At 30.4% G+C, this 22,787-nt stretch carries 20 protein-coding genes; 19 read left to right on the top strand and 1 reads right to left on the bottom strand.

What is annotated here, in order from left to right; genetic code table 11:
* Positions 1–188 precede the first annotated feature (188 nt).
* From rpmH to FVE75_RS10705, 15 genes are all read left to right on the top strand, one after another.
* A complete protein-coding gene (gene rpmH, locus FVE75_RS10775) occupies positions 189–326 on the top strand; it encodes a 50S ribosomal protein L34 (protein WP_006805377.1) in 138 nt (45 codons plus the stop codon).
* 137 nt (positions 327–463) lie between these two features.
* Positions 464–790: a ribonuclease P protein component gene (gene rnpA / locus FVE75_RS10770; RefSeq protein WP_147006417.1), complete on the top strand. Its 327-nt coding sequence runs from the start codon at positions 464–466 to the stop codon at positions 788–790.
* On the top strand, positions 790–999 hold the full coding sequence (gene yidD / locus FVE75_RS10765; RefSeq protein ID WP_039900976.1) for a membrane protein insertion efficiency factor YidD: 210 nt from the start codon (positions 790–792) through the stop codon (positions 997–999). The genes rnpA and yidD overlap by 1 nt, the downstream gene beginning before the upstream one ends.
* Before the next feature lie 20 nt (positions 1,000–1,019).
* The gene (locus tag FVE75_RS10760; protein WP_021743399.1) at positions 1,020–1,706 is read left to right on the top strand and encodes a YidC/Oxa1 family membrane protein insertase; all 687 of its coding nucleotides are present in this window, start codon (positions 1,020–1,022) and stop codon (positions 1,704–1,706) included.
* Positions 1,675–2,490 (top strand): Jag family protein, encoded by an 816-nt coding sequence (locus tag FVE75_RS10755; protein ID WP_147006416.1) that lies wholly within the window; start codon positions 1,675–1,677, stop codon positions 2,488–2,490. Before FVE75_RS10760 ends, FVE75_RS10755 begins: the two co-directional genes overlap by 32 nt.
* A 69-nt stretch (positions 2,491–2,559) precedes the next feature.
* A complete protein-coding gene (gene mnmE / locus FVE75_RS10750) occupies positions 2,560–3,927 on the top strand; it encodes a tRNA uridine-5-carboxymethylaminomethyl(34) synthesis GTPase MnmE (RefSeq protein ID WP_147006415.1) in 1,368 nt (455 codons plus the stop codon).
* A gap of 59 nt (positions 3,928–3,986) precedes the next feature.
* Positions 3,987–5,969: a DNA topoisomerase (ATP-hydrolyzing) subunit B gene (gene gyrB / locus FVE75_RS10745; protein ID WP_147006414.1), complete on the top strand. Its 1,983-nt coding sequence runs from the start codon at positions 3,987–3,989 to the stop codon at positions 5,967–5,969.
* Between the two features lie 569 nt (positions 5,970–6,538).
* Positions 6,539–9,103: a DNA gyrase subunit A gene (gene gyrA / locus FVE75_RS10740; protein WP_026745484.1), complete on the top strand. Its 2,565-nt coding sequence runs from the start codon at positions 6,539–6,541 to the stop codon at positions 9,101–9,103.
* A gap of 38 nt (positions 9,104–9,141) precedes the next feature.
* The gene (locus FVE75_RS10735) at positions 9,142–9,903 is read left to right on the top strand and encodes a hypothetical protein (RefSeq protein WP_026745485.1); all 762 of its coding nucleotides are present in this window, start codon (positions 9,142–9,144) and stop codon (positions 9,901–9,903) included.
* Between the two features lie 756 nt (positions 9,904–10,659).
* A complete protein-coding gene (locus FVE75_RS10730) occupies positions 10,660–11,112 on the top strand; it encodes a YfcE family phosphodiesterase (RefSeq protein ID WP_147006413.1) in 453 nt (150 codons plus the stop codon).
* Between the two features lie 540 nt (positions 11,113–11,652).
* Positions 11,653–12,672: a phenylalanine--tRNA ligase subunit alpha gene (gene pheS, locus FVE75_RS10725; RefSeq protein ID WP_147006412.1), complete on the top strand. Its 1,020-nt coding sequence runs from the start codon at positions 11,653–11,655 to the stop codon at positions 12,670–12,672.
* A 30-nt stretch (positions 12,673–12,702) separates the two neighbouring features.
* The gene (locus FVE75_RS10720) at positions 12,703–13,185 is read left to right on the top strand and encodes a GNAT family N-acetyltransferase (RefSeq protein ID WP_147006411.1); all 483 of its coding nucleotides are present in this window, start codon (positions 12,703–12,705) and stop codon (positions 13,183–13,185) included.
* A 9-nt stretch (positions 13,186–13,194) separates the two neighbouring features.
* On the top strand, positions 13,195–13,830 hold the full coding sequence (locus tag FVE75_RS10715; protein WP_232052554.1) for a hypothetical protein: 636 nt from the start codon (positions 13,195–13,197) through the stop codon (positions 13,828–13,830).
* Positions 13,831–14,732: 902 nt separating this feature from the next.
* Complete coding sequence (gene pheT, locus FVE75_RS10710) at positions 14,733–17,129, top strand: phenylalanine--tRNA ligase subunit beta (RefSeq protein ID WP_147006410.1); 2,397 nt, start codon at positions 14,733–14,735, stop codon at positions 17,127–17,129.
* A 25-nt stretch (positions 17,130–17,154) separates the two neighbouring features.
* Positions 17,155–17,649, top strand: a complete 495-nt coding sequence (locus tag FVE75_RS10705; RefSeq protein WP_147006409.1) for an HRDC domain-containing protein — start codon at positions 17,155–17,157, stop codon at positions 17,647–17,649.
* 148 nt (positions 17,650–17,797) lie between these two features.
* Here the strand turns inward: FVE75_RS10705 and FVE75_RS10700 are convergent, their stop codons facing one another.
* Positions 17,798–18,142 (bottom strand): hypothetical protein, encoded by a 345-nt coding sequence (locus FVE75_RS10700; RefSeq protein ID WP_147006478.1) that lies wholly within the window; start codon positions 18,140–18,142, stop codon positions 17,798–17,800.
* A gap of 208 nt (positions 18,143–18,350) precedes the next feature.
* Here FVE75_RS10700 and FVE75_RS10695 point away from each other — a divergent pair, with 208 nt between their 5' ends.
* The 4 genes from FVE75_RS10695 (at position 18,351) to FVE75_RS10680 (ending at position 22,771) form a co-directional block, all read left to right on the top strand.
* On the top strand, positions 18,351–19,055 hold the full coding sequence (locus FVE75_RS10695) for a response regulator transcription factor (RefSeq protein WP_147006408.1): 705 nt from the start codon (positions 18,351–18,353) through the stop codon (positions 19,053–19,055).
* A 157-nt stretch (positions 19,056–19,212) separates the two neighbouring features.
* Complete coding sequence (locus FVE75_RS10690; RefSeq protein WP_232052553.1) at positions 19,213–20,445, top strand: sensor histidine kinase; 1,233 nt, start codon at positions 19,213–19,215, stop codon at positions 20,443–20,445.
* A gap of 82 nt (positions 20,446–20,527) precedes the next feature.
* Complete coding sequence (locus FVE75_RS10685; RefSeq protein ID WP_147006406.1) at positions 20,528–21,187, top strand: thiamine diphosphokinase; 660 nt, start codon at positions 20,528–20,530, stop codon at positions 21,185–21,187.
* A 345-nt stretch (positions 21,188–21,532) separates the two neighbouring features.
* Positions 21,533–22,771 (top strand): RluA family pseudouridine synthase, encoded by a 1,239-nt coding sequence (locus tag FVE75_RS10680; protein ID WP_147006405.1) that lies wholly within the window; start codon positions 21,533–21,535, stop codon positions 22,769–22,771.
* Positions 22,772–22,787 lie beyond the last annotated feature (16 nt).

The following is a 22,787-nucleotide window of genomic DNA, read 5'->3' as shown; positions in this document are numbered from 1 at the left end:
CTTTTAATAAGCTGAACTTTAGTATAAAATTTACAAGTAGTTTTTTTTGTTAGCTTTACAGTTAGATATTAATAGAGTTTTATCATACTTTATGACACAAAGCATTAAACTTGACTTTTTTTTGAATATTGTATATAATGTCTATAAAAGACAATAATTTTTTTAAAATATAATAGAAAGGAAAAAGGATGACTAAAAGAACATATCAACCAAATAAAAGAAAAAGAAAAAAAGATCATGGATTTAGAAAAAGAATGCAAAATAAAAGCGGAAGAAATGTTTTAAAAAGAAGAAGAGCTAAAGGAAGAGCTAAATTATCAGCATAACCCGGTGTTAAATTCAACACTGGGTTTTTAAAAGCATTAATATCTAAACTAGAGAGCTTTTTAAAAGAAAAACGCTCTAAATTTTTTTAGACGTAAATTTATAAGCTCTCACTTATTTTAAATCAAAGAAGAGAAATATGTCTATTAATAAAATTAAGAAAACAAAAGATTTTTCATTAATATATAACAGATCAAAAAAGATGCATACAAAGTATGCTATTATTTTTATAAATGAAAATAAGAATAACGACCAGCGATTTGGCTTTGTAGCCAGCAAAAAAACTGGAAATGCAGTTCAACGAAATAGAATCAAAAGAATTTTTAAAGAATTTGTAAAAATACATAAGGATAAATTTAGAAAAAATACTGATTATGTATTCGTAGGCAAATCTATTTTGAAAGATAATTTAAAAAATTTAAAGTATGGGGATATCGAAAAGGATATTATCAAGGTGGTAAAATGATGAAAAAAATATTGCTATATTTGTTAAAATTTTATCAAAAGGGCATTTCACCATATTTTGGAAGAAGATGCAGATTTTATCCAACTTGCTCAGAATATTCACGACAGGCAATTACAAAATATGGAGCATTAAAAGGTAGTTATCTGACAATAAAAAGATTACTAAAATGTCATCCTTTTCACAAAGGTGGCTATGACCCGTTAAAATAAAAAAGTGGAGGAAATAATATATGTTTAAAATACAGGCACTTGTTGATTTTGTCGTACATGTTTTAAATGCGATATATGGTGTTGTGGGAAATTACGGTATAGCAATAATAATTGTTACAATTTTAATGAGAATAATTGTATTTCCATTAACATTAAAACAGGAAAAGTCAATGAAAAAAATGAGGGAACTACAGCCTGAACTTGAAAAAATAAAAGAAAAATATAAAGATGATCCAAAAGAATACCAGCAAAAAACAGCAGAACTTTATAGAGAAAGTGGAGTAAATCCCCTAGGAGGATGTCTGCCACTATTAATTCAGATGCCAATATTTGTAGCATTATATTGGGCTTTTAGCGGAAATGCAATTCCAGCAGACGCAAAATTCTTATGGTTTACATTAAAACAACCTGACAGATTATTTATGATAGGAAAATTTGCATTTAATTTATTACCAATCTTAAATGTAGGAGTGACGTATATTCAGCAGAAAATAATGACGAGCGCAACTAGTGGACAGGAAAGCAATCAGCAGATGCAGACAATGCTTTATATGATGCCTCTTATGATGCTGTTCATATTTTATAATATGCCGTCAGGGGTAACCTTGTATTACTTAGTTTCGGGAGCTTTGTCATTAGTTCAGCAGTATTTCATTTTGAAAGGAAGAAGTGATGATGGAAAAGATAGTATTAAAGGCACAAAATGAGGAAGAACTTAAAAATATGGTAAGCCGTTCATTGACTTTAAAAGAAGATGAAACTTATCAGGTAAAAGTTTTGAAACATCCTAAAAAAATATTATTTATCAATATAAAAGGTGAATATGAAATTGAAATTGTTAAAAAATCTGATTTGAAATCGAGTGATGTAAAATCAGAAAAACCAAGAGTACAAAATGAAGAGAAAATTTCCAAAAAAGAAAAAAAAGATGTAAAAAATCAAAATAATTATGATTCTAAAAAAAATAACATTAGAAAAAATTACAGAAATGAAAGCCCTGAAAATGAAGAAAAAGTTATTCAAAATAGTCAGGATGATACAAATATAGATAAAATCAGAGGATTTTTCAAGGAATTTATAGTAAATGCAAAATTAGATATAAAGATTATAAATGTAAAAAAAGAAAATAATGGTAAATATCTAGTTATTCTTGATGGAAAAGATATGAGATTTTTAATTGGTGAAAAAGGAAGTGCCTTAAATAACTTAGAATATTTAATCAGTACAACTAAAAAATTTAAAAATCTGAAAATCTCTATAGATTCTAACAATTATAAAGAAAAACGTGAAAAATCATTAAGAGATTTGGCAAGAAAAAAAGGTAAAGCAGTTTTAGCAACTGGAAATGCCGTAAAGCTGAACCCAATGGCTGCACGTGAACGTAAAATTATTCATGAAGAAATTTCATTTATGGAAGGACTAAAAACTGAGAGTGTTGGGGAAGAGCCAAAAAGATATTTAGTGATTAGAAAATTAGATGAAAAAAATTAAACTATTGTGTTTAAAATTGTAGGTAAAAAAATAAAATTGAAAAATGATTTTAGAAAATAGAGGGATAGAATGTTATTTGATACAATTGCGGCGATTTCCACTCCAAAAGGTGAAGGCGGGATTGCCATAATAAGAATATCCGGCGATAAATCATTTGAAATACTGGACAAAATATTTATTAAAAAAAACCCAAATGCTGATTTGGGTTTTTATAAATTAAATTATGGATTTATCAAGGATGGAGAAAAAATAGTAGATGAAGCAATGGCTGTAAGGCTAAAAGCCCCAAAAAGCTATACTTGTGAAGATATTGTAGAAATAAATTGTCACGGCGGAACGCTTGTTTCGGAAAAAGTGCTGGAACTTGTGCTAAGAAATGGAGCAAGACATGCTGAAAGTGGTGAATTTACAAAGCGAGCATTTATGAATGGACGTATAGACTTGTCACAGGCTGAGGCGGTTATGGATATTATTCAGGGAAAAACAGAAAAGAGCGTATCACTGTCGCTCGATCAGTTAAGAGGGGACTTGCGTGATAAAGTTAATGAATTTAAGAAGGCTTTGCTAGATATTACAGCACATGTAAATGTAGTGCTGGATTATCCTGAAGAAGGAATTGACGATCCGTTGCCAGTAGAACTTAGAGATAATCTTGAAAAAGTATATGAAGAAGCAAATCGGTTAATTGATTCATATAATACAGGAAAAAAAATAAAAGAGGGAATAAAGACAGTTATTGTGGGAAAACCAAATGTTGGGAAATCGACATTGCTAAATGCTCTGCTTCATGAAGAGCGTGCCATTGTAACGCATATTGCTGGGACTACGAGAGATGTTATTGAGGAAATAATCAATATAAAAGGAATTCCCTTGGTTCTGGTTGATACAGCAGGAATTAGAAAAACTGATGACATTGTGGAAAATATTGGTGTAGAAAAGTCTAAGCAGTTTATTGAAAAGGCTGATTTGGTGCTTCTTGTACTGGATGCTTCAAAGGAGCTGGAAAATGAGGATATAGAAGTTATAAATCAGATAAAAGAAAATAAAAAGAAAGTTATAGTATTATTGAATAAGATTGATTTAAATAAAAAAATTAATCTTGAAGGGTATAACTTGGAAAATATTGTTGAAATTTCGGCAAAAGACAATATTGGAATTGAAGATATGCAAGAAAAAATCTATTCATATATTGTAGAAGAAGATGTGGAAAACTCATCAGAAAAACTGATAATTACAAATATTCGTCACAAAACAGCACTTGAGAAAACAAAAGACGCAATAAGAAATATTTTTGAAACAATAGATATGGGACTTCCTATGGACTTAATTTCTGTAGATTTAAAAGAAGCTCTGGATTCACTTTCAGAGATTACTGGAGAAATATCGTCTGAAGATATTTTAGATCATGTATTTGGGAATTTTTGTGTTGGAAAATAGATTTTATTATATTTTATAAAAAATATGAAAAGTTTTGGATAAAATGGAGGAAATAAATAATGGATAATAATTATGGAGCAGAGGCGATTACGGTTCTGGAAGGGCTGGAAGCAGTTAGAAAGCGTCCAGGAATGTATATCGGATCAACTTCAGCACGTGGGCTTCACCATCTAGTATGGGAAATTGTAGATAACAGTGTGGACGAAGCGCTTGCTGGAATTTGTGATAAAATTACTGTAAAGATTCTTGCAGGAAATATTATCGAGGTATCTGACAATGGACGTGGAATCCCTGTGGGAATGCACAAAACTGGAAAATCAACTTTAGAAGTTGTACTTACTGTGCTTCACGCTGGAGGAAAATTTGATAATGATAATTATAAAGTGTCAGGTGGACTTCACGGAGTTGGGGTATCTGTCGTAAATGCTTTGTCAGAATGGCTTGAAGCAACTGTAACACGTGATGGAAAGATTTTTAGACAGACATATCAGCGTGGTGTGCCAACTTCGCCTGTGGAAGAAATTGGCGTGGCAGATGCTGATGCACACGGAACTGTAATTAGATTTAAGGCTGATGATGAAATATTCGAAACAACAGTTTACGATTATTCTGTGCTGGAATCACGTCTAAAAGAATTGGCATATTTGAACAAAGGCTTAAAAATTGAGCTAGCTGATGAAAGAAATGCTGAAAATATAAAAGCTGAAGAATTTTTATTTGAAGGTGGAATAAAGGACTTTTTAAATGAAATTATTGATGAGGAAAAAATCGTTGATGATGTGATTTATATGGCTGATACAATGCAAATTGAGGAAGCTAAGGAAGTAGAAACTGTGGATGAGGATGGAAACACGGTGAAAAAACAGCGAAGTGCAAAATTCGTGGAAGTGGAAATTGCGATGAACTACACGACTTCACAAAGAGAAACTGTTTATTCGTTTGTAAATAACATAAATACCCATGAAGGCGGAACTCACGTTAGCGGATTTAGAACTGCGCTTACGAGAACAATTAATGATATTGCAAAACAGATGAACTTAATTAAGGATAAAAATGGGACATTTCAAGGAACAGATGTAAGAGAAGGACTTGTCTGTGTAATAAGTGTAAAAATACCCGAGCCTCAATTTGAAGGACAGACAAAAACAAAACTTGGAAACAGTGAAGTTACAGGGATTGTATCAAATATTGTTGGAAGCAACTTGAAATTTTATCTAGAAGATCATCCAAAGGCAGCTGAAAAAATTATTGAAAAAATGGCAATGTCAAAAAGGGCAAGAGAAGCAGCGAAAAAAGCAAGAGAGCTTGTACTTAGAAAAAATACATTGGAAGTAGGATCACTACCTGGTAAATTGGCAGACTGCTCTTCAAAAGATCCGGCTGAATCAGAAATTTTCATAGTCGAAGGAAACTCGGCAGGAGGTTCTGCAAAACAAGGAAGAGACAGAAGATTTCAGGCAATATTGCCACTTCGTGGAAAAATCTTAAACGTAGAAAAATCAGGAGTGCATAAAGCTCTGGAAAATGCAGAAATTAGAGCAATGATTACAGCCTTTGGAGCTGGATTTGGCGAAGAAATGGACTTAAAAAAACTAAGATACCATAAAATCGTAATTATGACAGATGCCGATGTTGATGGTGCTCACATCAGAACATTAATGCTAACATTCTTCTATAGACATCTGAGAGAATTAATAAATGAAGGCTATATCTATATCGCACAGCCGCCTTTATACAAGATTCAGGCAGGAAAAGCAATAAGATACGCCTATTCGGACGATCAGATGAAACAAGTGACAAGAGTGCTGGAAGGAGAAGGAAGAAAATACACAATCCAGCGTTACAAAGGGCTAGGAGAAATGAACCCAGAACAACTTTGGGAAACAACACTTGATCCAGAAGTAAGAACATTGTTAAAAGTATCAATGGAAGACGCTTCCTATGCCGATAAGATGTTTAATATTCTGATGGGAGATAAAGTTGAGCCGAGAAGAAAATTTATCGAGGATAATGCAAACTACGTAAGGAATTTGGATATATAATTTATTTTTTCTTATTTTATTTATATTAATTTTTTTAACGCAGAGGTATCAGACGCCATACCTCTGCACACCTGCTCGATGCAAAACTTTCTTATAAAAGAAAAATAGAATTCGTTTAACTCATAAAGAGATTCCAAAAGCATAAGTTCACAATAAAAAGTTAAAATGATTCAAGTAAATGATATTTAATGTAAAAATTATAGTGAAAAAAATACATTCGTGTTTAGCTATTTTTCTTCTAATGAAATTTTGTTTGATTTTGATTTAGTTAAATCAATTGTTGTAACTAGGTTAAAGTTGTCGTGATTTTTTGGAAATAAAAATTTCTGTTTGAGCAAAGCGAGTTTAATTTTTATTTTCAAAAAATGCTTAGACGAGCCAGGGATGCAAGGGAAATGGCGATTGATTTCCCTTGCTTAAAAAAAGAAGAAGATATGGAAATTATAGGAATAACATTTGTTAGCAAAAATTTATTTTATAAAAGATGTTTAATAGATAAATATACAAGTTAGGTTGTGGAATTTTAAGAAGGTGGATTATAAAGTAAAAGAGAAGAAAAGAGGTGCAGGATGTCAGACGATTTTAGAGATGACGATGAAAGAGAAGAAGAGATAACGGAAATGGATGAGAACGACGATAGGGAAATCATTGTGGAGGGATTGCCTAAGGCTACGGATTTATCAAATGAATCTAATGTCTATATTGAGGATGAGATAAAGGCGGCTTATTTGGATTATTCGATGAGTGTAATTGTTAGCCGTGCGTTACCTGATGTGCGTGATGGATTAAAGCCTGTGCATAGAAGAATTTTGTTTTCCATGAGTGAAATGGGAATGAGCCATAAAACTCCATTTAAAAAATCGGCAAGAATTGTCGGGGATGTATTGGGGAAATACCATCCACACGGGGATTCATCAGTTTATGGTGCAATGGTTAGAATGGCACAGGACTTTAATATGAGATATGAACTTATCGACGGACATGGAAACTTTGGTTCGATTGATGGGGATGAAGCGGCGGCAATGCGGTATACAGAAGCTAGAATGGCTAAAATTACTGAAGAGCTGCTTGCGGATATTAATAAGGATACAATAGACTATCGTAAAAACTTTGATGAAAGTTTGGATGAGCCAGTTGTATTGCCTGCTAAACTTCCCAATTTACTACTAAATGGAGCAAACGGTATTGCTGTCGGAATGGCTACAAATATTCCGCCACATAATTTAGGAGAGGTCGTTGATGGAATTGTGGCATTGATTGATAATCCTGAAATTTCGATTGATGAACTGATTACATATATAAAAGGTCCAGATTTTCCAACTGGAGGTATAATTAACGGGAAACAAGGGATTTATGATGCGTATAGAACTGGACGTGGAAAACTGCGGGTTGCAGGACGTGTGGAAGTTGAAACTTCAAAAACTGGAAAAGAGTCGATTATTGTTACAGAATTACCATATCAGGTAAATAAAGCCAGACTTATTGAAAAAATTGCAGATTTGGTAAGACAGAAGAAAATTACTGGAATATCTGATTTGCGGGATGAAACTGACAGAGATGGTATCAGAATTGTAATTGAGCTGAAAAAAGGTGAGGAAAGTGAACTAATTCTAAACAGCCTTTATAAATTTACTGATTTACAAAATACATTTGGTGTAATTATGCTTGCACTTGTGGATAATGCACCAAGAGTGTTGAATTTAAAGCAGGTTCTTCAAAAATATCTGGAACATAGATTTGAAGTAATTACAAGAAGAACTGAATTTGAGTTGAAAAAGGCTAAAAATAGAGCTCACATCTTGGAAGGGTTCAAAATTGCACTTGATAACATTGAGGAAGTAATTAGAATTATACGTGCTTCAAAGGATGCAAATGTTGCACGGACTGAATTAATTGCAAAATTTGGATTCTCAGAAATTCAGGCAAAAGCAATTCTGGATATGAGATTGCAAAGGCTTACTGGACTTGAAAGAGATAAAATTAATCAGGAATATAACGAACTTATGCTATTAATTGAAGAATTAACTGGAATTTTATCTGACGATTCAAAAATATATGGTATAATTAAAGAGGAGGCACTTAAGTTAAAAGAAGATTTTGGTGATGAACGTAGAACTGAAATCAGAAATGCAAGAGCCGAAATCAGCATAGAAGACTTGATTAAGGACGAAGAAGTTGTTGTAACACTTACAGAAAAAGGGTACGTAAAACGTGTAGCAATTGACACTTACCGTTCACAAAAACGTGGTGGAATCGGAGTAAATGCTACAAATACAATAGAAGACGATGTTGTAAAAGATATGTACATAGCAAAAACTCTTGATACATTGCTTATTTTCACAACGAAAGGAAAAGTATTCAGCATAAAAGTTTATGAAATTCCTGAAACTGGAAAACAGGCACGTGGAAAACTGATTGGAAACATTATAAATCTGGATGATGATGAAAAAGTCAGCACGATAATAAAAGTTCGTGAATTTGAAAAGAATAAGAATTTATTCTTCGTAACACGAAATGGAGTCGTTAAAAAATCTGAATTGACATTGTTTAGTAATATTATGAAAGCTGGAAAACGAGCGATTAGATTAAATGATGAAGATGAAGTGATGTATATCGGGCTTACAAGCGGAACTGGCGAAGATGAAATTTTTGTTGCTACGAGAAATGGTATTGCCATAAGATTCTCTGAAAAAGATGTAAGAAGTATGGGAACTGGGGCAACTGGAGTAAAAGGTATTACTCTTCGAGACAAGGACAAAATTGTAGGTGCTGCAATTATTAATTCAGAAATGAATAATGATGAAATGAGAATTCTTACAATTACTGAAGAAGGATATGGAAAACGTACAAAACTTTCTGAATATAGATTCCAGTCAAGAGGTGGAAAAGGAATTATCAATGCAAAACTGAATGAAAAAACTGGAAAAATTGTAGATGTGAAAATTGTCAAGGAAAATGATGAAATTATGCTTATTACTTCAGAAGGTACACTAATTAGAACAAGCGTAAATAATATATCTGTAATAGGACGTTCAGCTTCAGGTGTGCGAATAATGAAAGTTAGAAATAATGAAAAAATAGCTTCTGTAGTAAAAATCACAGAAGAGCCTGATTTAACCGAAGAAGAAAAATAAGATAAATATAAATTCTCATATATAAGGAAGTGGTTAAAATGTTACAAAAAAAAGCATTATTTTTAGTTACGGCGGAAAGCGAAATACATCCATTAGTTAGTTTTGCAAAAGTGTTTAAGCAAAAATATAATGTTGATGTTGATGTTATCTATATCAAAGATATCTTAAAATATGAGGTATTTCCTGTAAGTATCGAAGGAATGGGACTAAATATTGGAGCAAACTATGCCTTTAAGGAATACAGAGAACTAGAAGAAAAAACTGTAAAAAAATTAAAGGATAAAATAACATCTGATATTTCAAATTTTTACTCAAAAGATGGTGAAACAGCAGAAATTGTTTTAGAAGAACTAAAAAAATACGATTTGCTTGTACTTGTAAAAAATGAAAAAGTAACTCCTGTATTGAAGGAAATATTAAGAAGTATTTTTAAACCATTAATTATATTGCCAAACATAGAAGACTTTAGATTGGACAACTTGATGCTACTTGATGATGGTGCTTATAATGCGAACAAGACATTGTTTACTTTCTTCCATATGTTTGGTGAGCAAAAAATAGATGTGTTGCGTGTAAATGTTGAAGAAGAGGATGAAAGCAGCCTAACAGAAAGATTTGGCGACAACTATAATCTTATTCATAAAAAAGGTGACACTTTCAAGACAATTATGAACGAAGCTCAAAATTATGACTTGGTCTTAATGGGAGATTTGCGATATACAATAATGGTGGAAAGAATTACTGGTAAACTGGGAGTTAGAATACTTGAAAATCTTCAAAAGCCAATCTTTATTGTGTAAATTCTATATCTTTAATTTTTAAAATTAAATTAATAATTTAAAATAATTTTTAGATTAAAAATATTATATTACTCAAACAGCTATTATTATGTAACTGTTTGAGTAAATCTGAATTTTATTTTAGAGAAATAACTGTTTCAAGTGTATTTTCAAGATATTATTTATAATATCGCATATAGATTATATTTTAAAAATATACTGAATTTCTTTAGGTTTAAGCTAATAAATAAAAAATATAGAATTTAATTGGTATAATGTAATATTTTAAATCTTTTATAAAAAATAAGTTTAAAAAATTTTAATTTTAAATATTTATGTTTTACTAATATAATTATTTTAAATAGGCTGATAGATAAGATATAATGGTATTAATTTACTTTTTGATTTTTATAGGTTTTTAAGATAAAAGAAAATTATAATAAAAATAATATTTTTATAAATTTTTTAGATTATAATAAATAATCAAAATTTATTAGTAAAATTAATACTTATTGCATAGCACATAAAATTAGTATAAAATTAAAAAACGTGGTATAATATATTTGAGTATTTAAAAAGTTGAATAATAAATTGTTATAAATAGTTATTTTAGATAAAATATCATAATATTAAAATACAGCTTTAAACTTATAAAGCATAAATAAAATTGTTAGGGAAATGATTATTCGAAGGACTTTATTATTAAATATTTTAGTATGATGCAAAAAGTTTTTCGATGAAGAAATAATAAAGAACAAAATGGAGAGAGGAGATTTAATGAAAGTATTAATTTGTTCTGATAGTCATGGGAGGCTTGAGTATTTTCAGCAAGTAATAGATTTGGAGCAGCCAGAAATCGTAATTTTTGCAGGAGATCATAGCACAGACGCAATTGATATGTCGTTAGTCTATAGAGATGTACTTTTTGCCATTGTAAAGGGTAATACTGATATGGATGATTATGAGTCTAGAGAAACTAAAATATTTGATTTAATGGGAAAAAAGGTGTTATTAACACATGGACATCTGTATAACGTAAAAACTACACTTGAAGAATTAGAGAAAAAAGTACATTTAGAAAAAGCCGAAATTTGTATTTTTGGACATACACACAAAGAATTTATTTCAGAAAAAGGTGGAGTAATGTATGTAAATCCAGGAGCATTGCAGGATAAAAAATATATGATTTATTATGGTGGTAAAAAATTTGAGCAAAAAATATTAAAATAATTCAAGTCATCGTTGACTTCATTCCAAATAATATAAAGACATAATTTTGAAGAGTATTTCATTATTATGTCTTTTTTATTAATCAAAATATCCAAAAAATAATAAAACCCACTAGTTAGCAGATAAACCAGTGGGTATAAGGCAGAAAGGAGATTATCAAGTTCCGACTATCTTTGATGGCTAAAAATCAAAAATAGAACGATTATAACCAGCAAAATAGCCCAGTCTTGATTAATCATCGTTACCACCTCCAATCTGTGTGAAACTGCCTAAAAGGCTTGTGAAACCTTTTTGACTTGCTTATTATATCATAAAAAAAATCCCTGCTCAATTAAGAACAAGGATTTTTTTCACAAATTTATAAAAAATTCCACACAGATTGTTTTTTATATGAAAATATTATAACATTTTTTTAAATTTTATTCAATGTTTATTTTCGTTTTGGAAATTTAAACTTTTTAATATATTTAAAGTGTGATATAATAAAAACATAAATTTTTATGGTAAAAATAAAGAAAAGTGAAGCAAACAGGAGGAAAAATGTTAGACAAATTGGCACACTTGAAAGAAGAAGTGTTAGCAAAACTTAAAGAGGTGGAAAATCTTGAGGAGCTGAATGACCTCAGAGTTAAGATATTGGGGAAAAAAGGGGAATTTACAGCTATTATGAAGGGAATGGCTGATATTGCAGCTGAAAAGCGGGCTGAATTTGGAAAAGTTACGAATGAAATAAAAAATGTACTGCAAAATAGACTTGAAGAAGTAAATACTGACTTAAAGGAAATTGCAAAACAGCAAAGACTGAAAAACGAAACTATAGATGTGACTTTGCCAGGAAGAAAGGCTAACGTGGGTTCGCTTCATCCGCTTACAAAGACAGTTATGGAAATAAAGGACATTGTTTCTACAATGGGATTTGACATTGTGGATGGACCAGAAGTGGAATATGTAAAATATAATTTTGATGCATTAAACATTCCAAAAACACATCCTTCACGTGAAATTTCAGATACATTTTACATCGAAGAAGAAAATGTTGTGCTAAGAACACAAACTTCTGGTATGCAAATTAGATATATGGAAGATAGAAAACCACCATTTAGGATGATTTCGATTGGGAAAGTTTACCGCCCAGACTACGATGTGTCACATACGCCAATGTTTCATCAGATGGAAGGGCTTATGGTAGGAGAAGATGTTTCTTTTGCTAATTTTAAAGCGATTTTGGAAAATATCGTGAAAAAAATATTTGGAGAAGACAGAAAAGTAAGGTTCCGTCCGCATTTTTTCCCATTCACAGAACCATCGGCTGAAATGGATGTAGAATGTGGAGTTTGTAAAGGAGCTGGATGTAGAGTTTGTAAAGGGACTGGGTGGCTTGAAATTCTAGGAAGCGGAATGGTAAATCCAAAAGTTCTGGAAGGTGTTGGAATCGATCCGAAAAAATATCAAGGTTTTGCATTCGGGCTAGGGCTTGAAAGAATTACAATGTTAAAATATGGAATTGATGATTTGAGGGCATTTTTTGAAAATGATGAGAGATTTTTAAATCAATTTTAGGATTTAATTAGTGTAATTCGAAAGAAAAATATGAAAATACGCAGATTTGAAGAAAAAGACGCTAAAAAAGTATCTGAATTGATTGCAGAAACATTGCGAAAAACAAATATAAAAGATTATTCTGCTGATACAATAGAAAATTATGTAAATAATTTCCAGCCTGAAAATGTTCTTAAAAGAGCTTCGTGGACACATTTTTATGTTGCCGAAGAAAAGGGCAATATTATTGGATGTGGAGCAATTGCACCATATTGGGATAAAATTGATGAAAGTTCTTTATTTACTATTTTTATCTCGCCTGAACATCAAGGAAAGGGAATAGGACGAAAAATTATTGAAACATTGGAAAAAGATGAATATTTTTTAAGAGCCAAAAGAATCGAGATACCTGCGTCTATTACAGCTGTACAATTTTATAAAAAAATGGAATATAGCTACAAAAATGGAATAAATAAAGCAGATGATGAAGGAATTGTAAGAATGGAAAAATTTAGAAAAGATAAAGAGAGATAATTTTTGAAAATGAAAGAAAAAATATTAGGAAAAACAGTTGGAAAAGCTGCAGTTTCACAAGTTCTAATTATAAAAAGCACATTTATTATAGCAATTTGCATTGTTTTCGGATTTTTCCTTGTAATTACATCGCTTGTGAACTGGGGAAAAAGTTATTTTGAGTTTTTATTCTGGATTGGAATATTCATTATATCACTTGCACCAATTCAGTTTTTATGGCTAAAAATGGAAGAAAGTTCGGTTGGTAAATATATTTTTTACAAAAATGGCTTTGAAGACGTCTTGAAAAAGAAAAAAATATTTTTTGAAGATGTGAAAAATTATTTCTATTTGAATTTGAAAAATGGCTCTGACGATGTAGAATTTCTTGTTATTGAAGTAGAAAATAAAGAAAATTTAATAAATAATAATTTGGAAAAAATTACAATAAATTTGAAATTAAACAGGATGGCTTCAAAATTGTTTGTAAAAAATTATATTGATTTTGTTTTAAAGAATGAATATAATGAAGATGCTAGAAATAAGGATAATTTTGACTTTAAATTCGGAATTATTGAAGAAATTGATTCTGCGAAAGATAAGATTTTTAGCTTGAATATGGATAAAAATTTGGAAAAAGTCAAAATTTCTGAATATATTTTTTAGATAAAAATGGAATTAGAGTGGAAAATCAAAAGGTAAGATTTTGGAAAATTATTTTTGAAGGAAATTGGAAAAATTACGGTTTTAGAAAATAAGAACAATAAAAATATACAAATTGAGAAGAAAACTGGAGAAGTAATTTTTCAAAAAATATGAAGTATATAGAAAAACCCGAATTATTTATAAAAATAGCAAAAACATATTTTTAAATTTGTTTGATTATAGGAATTTATAAAACTTTCATTGGTAAATTTTATAAATAAATTATTATGGTTAATAAATATTTTTCTATAATTTGTATGTTTTTTTATAAAGCAAAGGGGAACAGTCGCTATTCCCTTTTATTTCGCAATATTAGTTATTTCAATTTCTTCAAATTATAACATCTGAAGATTTTGGCGAAAGTGCTACGCACTAATCCCAGCTTGTCTAAGCATTTTTTTGAAATAAAATTGAAACTCGCTTTTTAATAAAAGTTATTATAAACTCTCTAAATTTTAGTAATTTAAAAATCTTGAAAAAGCTCAGACAATCAATTTTATTCCAAAAAAATCACGACATTTTAATTTAATTACAATGATTGTTTGATTAAAACAAAAATCAAGCAAAATTTCGTTAAAAGAAAAAGAACTGTTTGAGATTTTTGAATATAATTTAAATTGTAATTATTTAAAGAAATGAAATAATCTTTATTAAAAATCGAGTTTTCTTTTTCTTTTATAAGAAAGTTTTGCGTAAAGCGTGGGTGCAGGGAGATAGCGTTTGATCTCCCTGCTTAGAAAAACTTATGATAAATAAAAAAAAGAAAAAATAATTACTAATCAAAAAACTTGGATTATCATTTATTAATAAGATAGATTGTATAATATATTTGAAATAAAAAAAAGAAAAATAAGGAGAAAAAAATGCTGATTTCGTTGAACTGGTTAAAGCAGTATATAGATTTAGATGGAATAGAAATAAATGAAATGGAGAATGCCCTTACTATGATTGGGCAGGAAGTGGAAAAAATCGAAGTGCTGGGGGAAAACTTGGAAAATGTTGTAACGGCACATATTGTTGAAAAGGAGATGCATCCTGATTCGGATCATTTGACGATTTGTAAAATAGATAATGGGAAGGAAATTTTGCAGGTTGTATGTGGTGCATCTAATCATAAGACTGGGGATAAGGTTGTTTTAGCACAGGTTGGAGCAAAACTGGCTGAAGACTTTGTTATTAAAAAAGGGAAGATAAGAGGTGTAGAATCAAATGGAATGCTTTGTTCAGAAGAAGAGCTGAATATTGGCAAGGATTCTGACGGGATTATGATTTTACCTCAAGATACACCTGCTGGAATACCAATGAAGGAATATTTGGGAATTAATGATACTGTGTTCGAGCTGGAAATTACGCCAAACCGTCCTGATTGTTTATCGCATATTGGGATTGCAAGAGAACTGGGGGCTTATTACGGGAAGGAAGTAAAATATCCTAGTTTTGTGATAAATACTGAAAGTAGCGAAAAAACTGCCGACAATATTTCGGTTGAAATTGCAGACAGCAATTTGGCGAAAAGATATGTGGCTAGAATTATTAAAAATGTAACGGTTAAGGACAGTCCAAAATGGCTTAAGGAAAGAGTAGAATCTATTGGAATCAGAAGTATTAATAATATTGTAGATGCTTCAAATTTTGTGATGATGGAACTTAATCAGCCTAATCATGCTTTTGACCTTGATAAAATTGAAGGTGGAAAGATTGTTGTGAGAGCAGGGCTTGAAAATGAAAAACTGGTTACGCTTGATGAACAGGAAAGAGAGTTAAATAGTGATGATATTGTAATTTCAGATGGGGTGAAGGCTGTGGCACTTGGTGGTGTAATGGGCGGAGAAAATTCACAAATTACTGAAAATACAAAAAATATCCTTCTGGAAGTAGCAAACTTTAACTCGCAAAATGTGAGAAAAACTTCAAGAAGATTGACTTTATCAAGCGACTCTTCATACAGGTTTGAAAGAAGAGTGGACGAGGAAAATGCGATTAATGTGATAAATAGACTTGCAAACTTGATTCAGGAAGTAGCAGGTGGAGTAATATTGGCTGGAGCTGTTGATAATTATCCTGTCCCTTATGAGAAAAAATCTGCTGAACTTAATTTTGAAAGACTGAACCGTTTCGTTGGGAAAGTAATTCCTCGTGAAACTGTTATTGGAATTTTAACTAGACTTGAAATCGAAGTTGTGGATAATGGAGAAACTTTGACATTGACTGCACCAAGTTACCGAGATGATTTGGAAAATGAGCAGGACTACTTTGAAGAAATCATCAGAATGTATGGTTTTGACAATATCGAAAACATTTTACCGAAACTGGATATTAGTGAACAGCCAGTTATTGACACAACAAAACTTTCTACGCAGGTAAAGCTTATTGCAGCAAATGCAGGACTTAAGGAAGTTATCAACTACAGCTTTGTTCCAAAAGATGCGATGGAAAAAATAAAATATACAGTTGCACAGGAAAAACTGATTGATGTGTTAAAACCAATTACAGAGGATTTCGTAACATTGCGTCCGACATTGCTTTACAGCCTTATCAAAAACGCAAAGGATAACATTAACAGAAATGTTTCAAATATCAGATTCTTTGAAGTGAGCAGAACTTTTGAAAAAGCCGAAGAATTGGCAAAAGAAGAAGTGAAATTGGGAATAATTCTGGCTGGAGAAAACGACAAGACATTGTGGAATCCAAAACCTGTTCCTTACGATTTTTACGATTTGAAGGGAATTGTAGAAGAAATCTTTACACAGCTTAAATTTAATAACTATATGATAAAACGTTCTGAACAAAGCCAGTTCCACCCTGGACGTTCAGTTGATGTATTTGTGGGACGTGAATTAATTGGAAGTTTTGGAGAAATTCATCCAGATGTGCTGGAAAACTTTGACTTAGGGAAAACATCAGTTCTAGTTGGAGAATTTAACATTGACTTGATTCAGAAATATATCGGTAAAAAGGTAAATTATCAAGGAATTGTAAAATATCCGGCAGTTCCAAGAGATTTTGCATTCGTTATGAAGGAAGAAATTCTTGTTGGAGATGTATTAAAAACAATCCAGAAAGTTGACAAGAAAATAGAAAAAGTGGAACTATTTGATATTTATCAAGGTGTAGGAGTACTGCCAGGAATGAAGAGTGTGGCAATCAGCGTAGTTCTAAGAGATAAGAGCAAAACACTGGAAGAAAAAGAAATTGTAGACATTTCCAATAAAATTGTAGCTAAGGTTGAGAAGGATTATGGTGCGGTTTTAAGACAGTAAGAATATAAAAAAGGGGGAAATTGAGGTGTTAAAAATAGTAACATTGCCATTTGATGATAAAATGGAGGAATTTGAGCAGGAAAAACTGGAAAAAGTGTTAAAAGATGTTCAAATTGTGAAGTATCAGGCTGAATTGGTGAAAATTGAGGGGAAATATTACTGGACGGCTTTTGTTGAGTGTGAAAAAATAGATAAATTTAATAAAAACTCTGGAAAAGATAATTTTACACAAGATGTAAAAGAATTTAAAGATGCTAACCCAAATTATATGGAGTATTTGACAGAAGATGAAGTGGAACTGTACAAGATATTAAAGGAATGGCGAGCAGGAGAAGCACAGCTGTTGGGCTATCCGCCATATATTATTGCTTCAAACCAGCTTTTGGCAAATATTGCAAAAACCAATCCTAAAAATATGGAAGAACTTTCGCAGTTAAAGGGAATGGGGAAGCGTAAAATCAGGGATTATGGTGAGGAAATTTTACTGATTTTGGAAAATTTTTATGATATAAAAAGTTGAGCTTTTGAGATATTAGAATTTTTTTAATAAAATTGGCTGTTTCATAAAATAAATCTTATGAGACAGCCTTTTTATATAATCAGATTTTTTACTTATAATATGAAATTCAAATATTTGAAATAATATTATACGAAAATTCCTAATTCTTCTAGTGTTTTACTACATAGGCAATAGTATAAATTAAACCTATAGCCATCAACGCTGCAACAACAAGCATAAAAAATCCACTTATTATTATTGAGCAAATATTCATAAAATTACGATTTTTTTGATTTTTTATGCATAAAACAGATAATACAAAAGAACCTAAAATACACAAGGCATTTACTGCACCAAACATATGTGCTATTACATAATTTACCTTAAATATTGACATAATTTGACTTAAAATAGGTACTAAGCTCATAATTAATGCTATTCTGCTAGCCATTAAATGTTGTTTTTTATCTGCAAAAACATCATCGCTTAATTTTTTTATTAGTTCCATTTTCATAATAATCTTCCTCTCATCTGTTAATTTTTTTATATTTATTTTGTACTTTCCTCCTTTTCTACACTCATATATTATCACATCAACCTTACGATAATATTCTTTCTACTTTACATTTACCTTACTTTTTTGAAAAATAAAAAACTGAAATTAATTTATATGCTATAATTAATTTATAAAATTTTAAATAGCAAAAAAAGGAGATTTTGAAATGATTGAAAAATATTTGACAAATAAATGTATTTTAATTGTTGATGATGAGCAGGAAATTTTAGATATGACTATATCAATTTTAGCTGATTACGGGTATAAAAATGTACAGACTGCAAAAAGTGTGAAGGAAACTATGAAATGTGTTGAAGAAAAACAGCCTGATTTAGCGATACTGGATGTTATGCTTCCAGATGGAAATGGTTTTGAATTGCTGGAAAAGTTGAGAAAAGCCAGTAATTATCCAGTATTATTTCTTACAGCACGTGGAGAAGATGAGGATAAATTCAAGGGCTTTGGATTAGGGGCGGATGACTACATTGTAAAGCCTTTTTTGCCAAAAGAACTTTTGTTTAGAATTACAGCAATTTTGCGGCGAACTTACAAAAAAGAAAGTCCAATTGTAAATTTAAATGGCTGTCAAATTGATTTTTCTCGTGGAGAAATTATAAAAGATAATAAAAATATATCATTAACTGCAAAGGAATATGAATTATTACAGACTCTTTATCGAAACGCTGGACGTATTGTAACCATAGATACATTGTGTGAAGCTGTATGGGGTGAAAATGCCTATGTTTATACAAATTCACTGATGACACATATAAGACGTATTAGAGAAAAAATTGAAATTAACCCTTCCCATCCTGTGTCATTAATAACAATGAAAGGATTAGGCTACAAATTAATTGTGGAGGGAAAGTAATATGAAAAGCATACTAAAACTAATACGTCGTTTTATAATAACCTTAATATTAAGTTTTGTCCTTCTTCTATTATTAAATATTTTTCTATACGGATTATGGATTGTTAAATATGTTTCAAAGAATCCTCCCATGAACTTTACTTTTAAAGTAGCAAGTATGTTAAAATTTGAAAATGGTAAATACACTTTGTCTGACGAAATGACTGCTGACTTAAAAAAACAAAATATATGGGCAATCTTGATTGACAACGATTCAAAAAAAGTTATATGGCAAACAGACAATTTACCTAATGATATTCCAAAAGAATACTCAATATCTGATATTGCCATATTTTCACATGCCTATATAAAAAATTATCCTGTTTTCACTTCTAAAGTTGAAAGTAATTTACTTGTGCTAGGCTATCCTAAAAATAGTTATTGGAAATACCCAGTAGTCAACTGGAAATACGGACTTATCAAAAATATTCCAAAGTTTTTACTTATGCTTTTTTGTTTAAACATAATTTTCATATTTTTAATATACATTATTTCTAACTCTAAACTTTTAAGTTCTGTAAATCCAATAATAAAAGGCATACAAAATTTGCCTAAAGATACGCCTGTACATGTTAAAGAAAAAGGTGTTTTGTCAGAACTTGCAAAAAGTATAAATAAAACTTCTGAAATTTTGCAAAATCAAAGGGAACAATTGCGAAATAAAGACACGGCACGAGCCAACTGGATTGCAGGAGTTTCCCACGATATTCGTACTCCACTATCAATGATAATGGGCTATACAAGCCAATTGAAAACATCTTTAAATTTATCAGATGAAACGGATAAAAAGCTTTCTGTCATTTTGAAACAAAGTGAGCGTATAAAAAATTTAATAAATGATTTGAATCTTGCTTCAAAGTTAGAATATAATATGCAGCCTTTTGAGCAGAAAAAAGAAAATGTAGTAGCAGTCGTTAGGCAAGTTGTCGTTGATTTTTTGAATATGGATATTGATGAAAAATTTCCGATAGAGTGGAAAACGAAAAATGAACTTGTATCTTGCTTTGCCAATATCGACAGTAATTTGATAAAACGAGCTCTGGCGAACTTAATTCAAAATAGCATCAATCACAATGAAAATGGATGTAAAATTTATATCTCGGTAAAAGAAGATGAAAAAAATTGCATAATTTGCGTTGAAGATAATGGAACAGGAGTTTCTGACAAAGAGCTAGAAAAACTTAATAATGCCCCACATTATATGGTTTGTGATAAAAATACGACAGAGCAGCGGCACGGTTTAGGACTTCTTATCGTAAAGCAAATTATTGATGTCCATAATGGTAAAATTATGATGAAACATAGTGAATATGAAGGATTTAAGGTTATTTTGAAGATTCCTAAAATTTAAAGGGATTTTTTTGTAATCTTGTAAATAGCCATATAAAACAGTATAATAAATATATTAAATTTTTTTATCTGAAAGGAGAAAAATGGAGAAAAAATATGTGATTTTTTTGAATGGAGAGTATAAATATTCGCAGGAATTTATGGATAAACTTGTTTTGGAAAATACATTTTGTTTTTGTGCGGATGGTGGAGCAAATTTTGCGTTTAAATATGGGAAAATGCCAGAAATGATTGTTGGGGATTTGGATTCAATTGAAAAAGGAGTTTTAGAATATTATGAAAAAAAGAATGTTTTGATAAAAAAGTTCCCAAAAGATAAGGATTTTACGGATTTTGAATTGATTTTGGAAGAAATTAATAAAATTTCGGAAAATAAGAATTCTGTTGAGAAAATATTTGTTGTTGGTGGGCTTGGGAAAAGAATTGACATGACTTTGAGCAACCTATTCATAATGGAAAAATATAAAAATCTCGTTTTTTTGCAGGAAAATGAAGAAATTTTTTATGTAGAAAAGTCTTTTGTCCTAAAAAATAAAAAGGAATATGAATTTTCAATCATTCCAATTAGTGAAAAAGTTGAAAAATTAACCTTGAAGGGCTTTAAATTTGAAACAGATAAAATTGATGTGAAAAGGGAAAGCTCCAGACTTGTGAGCAATGTAATCTGCGGAGATGAGGCAAGTGTGGAATTTGAAAATGGGAAACTGATAATTATTTTGAAAAATAATAATAAAAATATTTAGTAATAGATTTATTTAGCAACTTATTTTTATTAATAAATATTTTTTCTATAATTAATGTGTTTTTCTTTTTTTTTACAGGATTGCTCATTGCCGCAAATCCTGTACCTATGGCTAGACTCCGACTTTTATTTGCTCAACTCCGAAACTCCTCCTTCCAGTCGTCAAACAGTCGTAGTCGAACAAATAAAAGCTCCGTCGGTTTACTAAAATGATAGCTTGTATAATAAAATACAACAAATTTAAAATATAAGTTTAAAAAATGGTTTATTGAGATGATTAGAGTAAGAATTAAATATTTTAAAGTTTATTAAAAAAATAAATTTGTAAAAAGGATGTGTATAGATAATGAAAAAATTTAGAATCGAAAAGGAACATCAGAGGATGAAAATCTCGCAGTATTTACGGGAAGTGCAGAATTATTCGGGGAGAAGTTTGAGAAATGTGGAAGTTTTTTTGAATGGAAAGCAGGTAAGATTAACTAAGAAATTGCCGTCACATGGGAATTTGAGAGTTGTAGAGAAGAAAAAGGGGACGGATATTAAGCCGATTAAACTGCCACTTGATATTATTTTTGAAGATGAGGATATTTTGGTTGTGAATAAAGAGCCATTTTTGCTGACACATCCGACACAGAAAAAAGCTGATTTTACACTTGCAAACGGAATTGTAAATCATTTTTTGGAAAAATATGGTGAAGTTCGAGTGCCACGATTTTACAACAGGCTTGATATGAATACATCTGGGCTGATTATTATTGCCAAAAACAGTTTTGCACAGGCATTTTTACAAAATTTTTCGATTTTTGAGAAAAAATATCTGGCGATTGTGAATGGAATTATTGATGATAAGGAAATTGCCAGAATCAATGAAGAACTTGCAAAAGATGGGGAAAAACATAAGATTCAGGATTTGGAAAAGGAAAATTTGAAACCTGAAATTGAAAAAGTTAATTTTGGAGAAATGAAAAAATACGATGAAATGAAAAAAATAGAAAACAATTTAACTTTTGAAAATAAAGATAATAAAATTGAAGAAAATACAGATTTTAACAGTAAAAAAGAAAATAATAATTTAAATCTGAAAAGTAAAAGTAATTTTGAAAATATAAATTTTACAATAAATGAAAATATAGATTTTAACAGCAAAAATGCAAAAGATAATTTAAATTTGAAAAATAAAAATGATTTTAATAATGAAATTTTGGAAAAAAATGGAATAAATAAAATAGTTATTGAAAGACGGATTTTTCGGGATGGAGATAATTTGGAAAGGATAATTGATGAGCGGGGGCAATACGCAAAAACAGCTGTAAAAGTCTTGAAAACTTATCCTGAAAAAAATGTGACATTAGTAGAATGTGAACTGTTTACTGGGCGGACTCATCAAATTCGAGTTCACCTAAAATCCATCGGACACACAATCATAGGAGACGAACTTTACGGAAATGGCTTAAATAAAGAACTTGGAATAAATAGACAATTTTTGCACGCTTATAAGGTAAAATTTACACATCCTGCAAGCAAAAAGGAAGTTGAACTGGAAATACCAATGTTTGCGGATATGAAGGAATTTTTGGAAAAATAGAAAAATTATATTTTTT

It is taken from the genome of Leptotrichia hongkongensis, assembly GCF_007990635.1.
Taxonomy (GTDB): domain Bacteria; phylum Fusobacteriota; class Fusobacteriia; order Fusobacteriales; family Leptotrichiaceae; genus Leptotrichia; species Leptotrichia hongkongensis.
This window is presented reverse-complemented; position numbering and strand designations above follow the sequence as displayed.

What these genes read in the sequence shown, in the direction of transcription:
- mnmE (WP_147006415.1), top strand. Translation starts at nt 2,560, where the DNA reads ATGTTATTTGATACAATTGCGGCGATTTCCACTCCAAAAGGTGAAGGC.
- FVE75_RS10760 (WP_021743399.1), top strand. Translation starts at nt 1,020, where the DNA reads ATGTTTAAAATACAGGCACTTGTTGATTTTGTCGTACATGTTTTAAAT.
- rnpA (WP_147006417.1), top strand. Translation starts at nt 464, where the DNA reads ATGTCTATTAATAAAATTAAGAAAACAAAAGATTTTTCATTAATATAT.
- pheS (WP_147006412.1), top strand. Translation starts at nt 11,653, where the DNA reads ATGTTAGACAAATTGGCACACTTGAAAGAAGAAGTGTTAGCAAAACTT.
- FVE75_RS10720 (WP_147006411.1), top strand. Translation starts at nt 12,703, where the DNA reads ATGAAAATACGCAGATTTGAAGAAAAAGACGCTAAAAAAGTATCTGAA.
- rpmH (WP_006805377.1), top strand. Translation starts at nt 189, where the DNA reads ATGACTAAAAGAACATATCAACCAAATAAAAGAAAAAGAAAAAAAGAT.
- FVE75_RS10685 (WP_147006406.1), top strand. Translation starts at nt 20,528, where the DNA reads ATGGAGAAAAAATATGTGATTTTTTTGAATGGAGAGTATAAATATTCG.
- yidD (WP_039900976.1), top strand. Translation starts at nt 790, where the DNA reads ATGAAAAAAATATTGCTATATTTGTTAAAATTTTATCAAAAGGGCATT.
- FVE75_RS10715 (WP_232052554.1), top strand. Translation starts at nt 13,195, where the DNA reads ATGAAAGAAAAAATATTAGGAAAAACAGTTGGAAAAGCTGCAGTTTCA.
- pheT (WP_147006410.1), top strand. Translation starts at nt 14,733, where the DNA reads ATGCTGATTTCGTTGAACTGGTTAAAGCAGTATATAGATTTAGATGGA.
- FVE75_RS10730 (WP_147006413.1), top strand. Translation starts at nt 10,660, where the DNA reads ATGAAAGTATTAATTTGTTCTGATAGTCATGGGAGGCTTGAGTATTTT.
- FVE75_RS10695 (WP_147006408.1), top strand. Translation starts at nt 18,351, where the DNA reads ATGATTGAAAAATATTTGACAAATAAATGTATTTTAATTGTTGATGAT.
- gyrB (WP_147006414.1), top strand. Translation starts at nt 3,987, where the DNA reads ATGGATAATAATTATGGAGCAGAGGCGATTACGGTTCTGGAAGGGCTG.
- FVE75_RS10755 (WP_147006416.1), top strand. Translation starts at nt 1,675, where the DNA reads ATGGAAAAGATAGTATTAAAGGCACAAAATGAGGAAGAACTTAAAAAT.
- FVE75_RS10680 (WP_147006405.1), top strand. Translation starts at nt 21,533, where the DNA reads ATGAAAAAATTTAGAATCGAAAAGGAACATCAGAGGATGAAAATCTCG.
- FVE75_RS10700 (WP_147006478.1), bottom strand. Translation starts at nt 18,142, where the DNA reads ATGAAAATGGAACTAATAAAAAAATTAAGCGATGATGTTTTTGCAGAT.
- gyrA (WP_026745484.1), top strand. Translation starts at nt 6,539, where the DNA reads ATGTCAGACGATTTTAGAGATGACGATGAAAGAGAAGAAGAGATAACG.
- FVE75_RS10735 (WP_026745485.1), top strand. Translation starts at nt 9,142, where the DNA reads ATGTTACAAAAAAAAGCATTATTTTTAGTTACGGCGGAAAGCGAAATA.
- FVE75_RS10690 (WP_232052553.1), top strand. Translation starts at nt 19,213, where the DNA reads ATGTTAAAATTTGAAAATGGTAAATACACTTTGTCTGACGAAATGACT.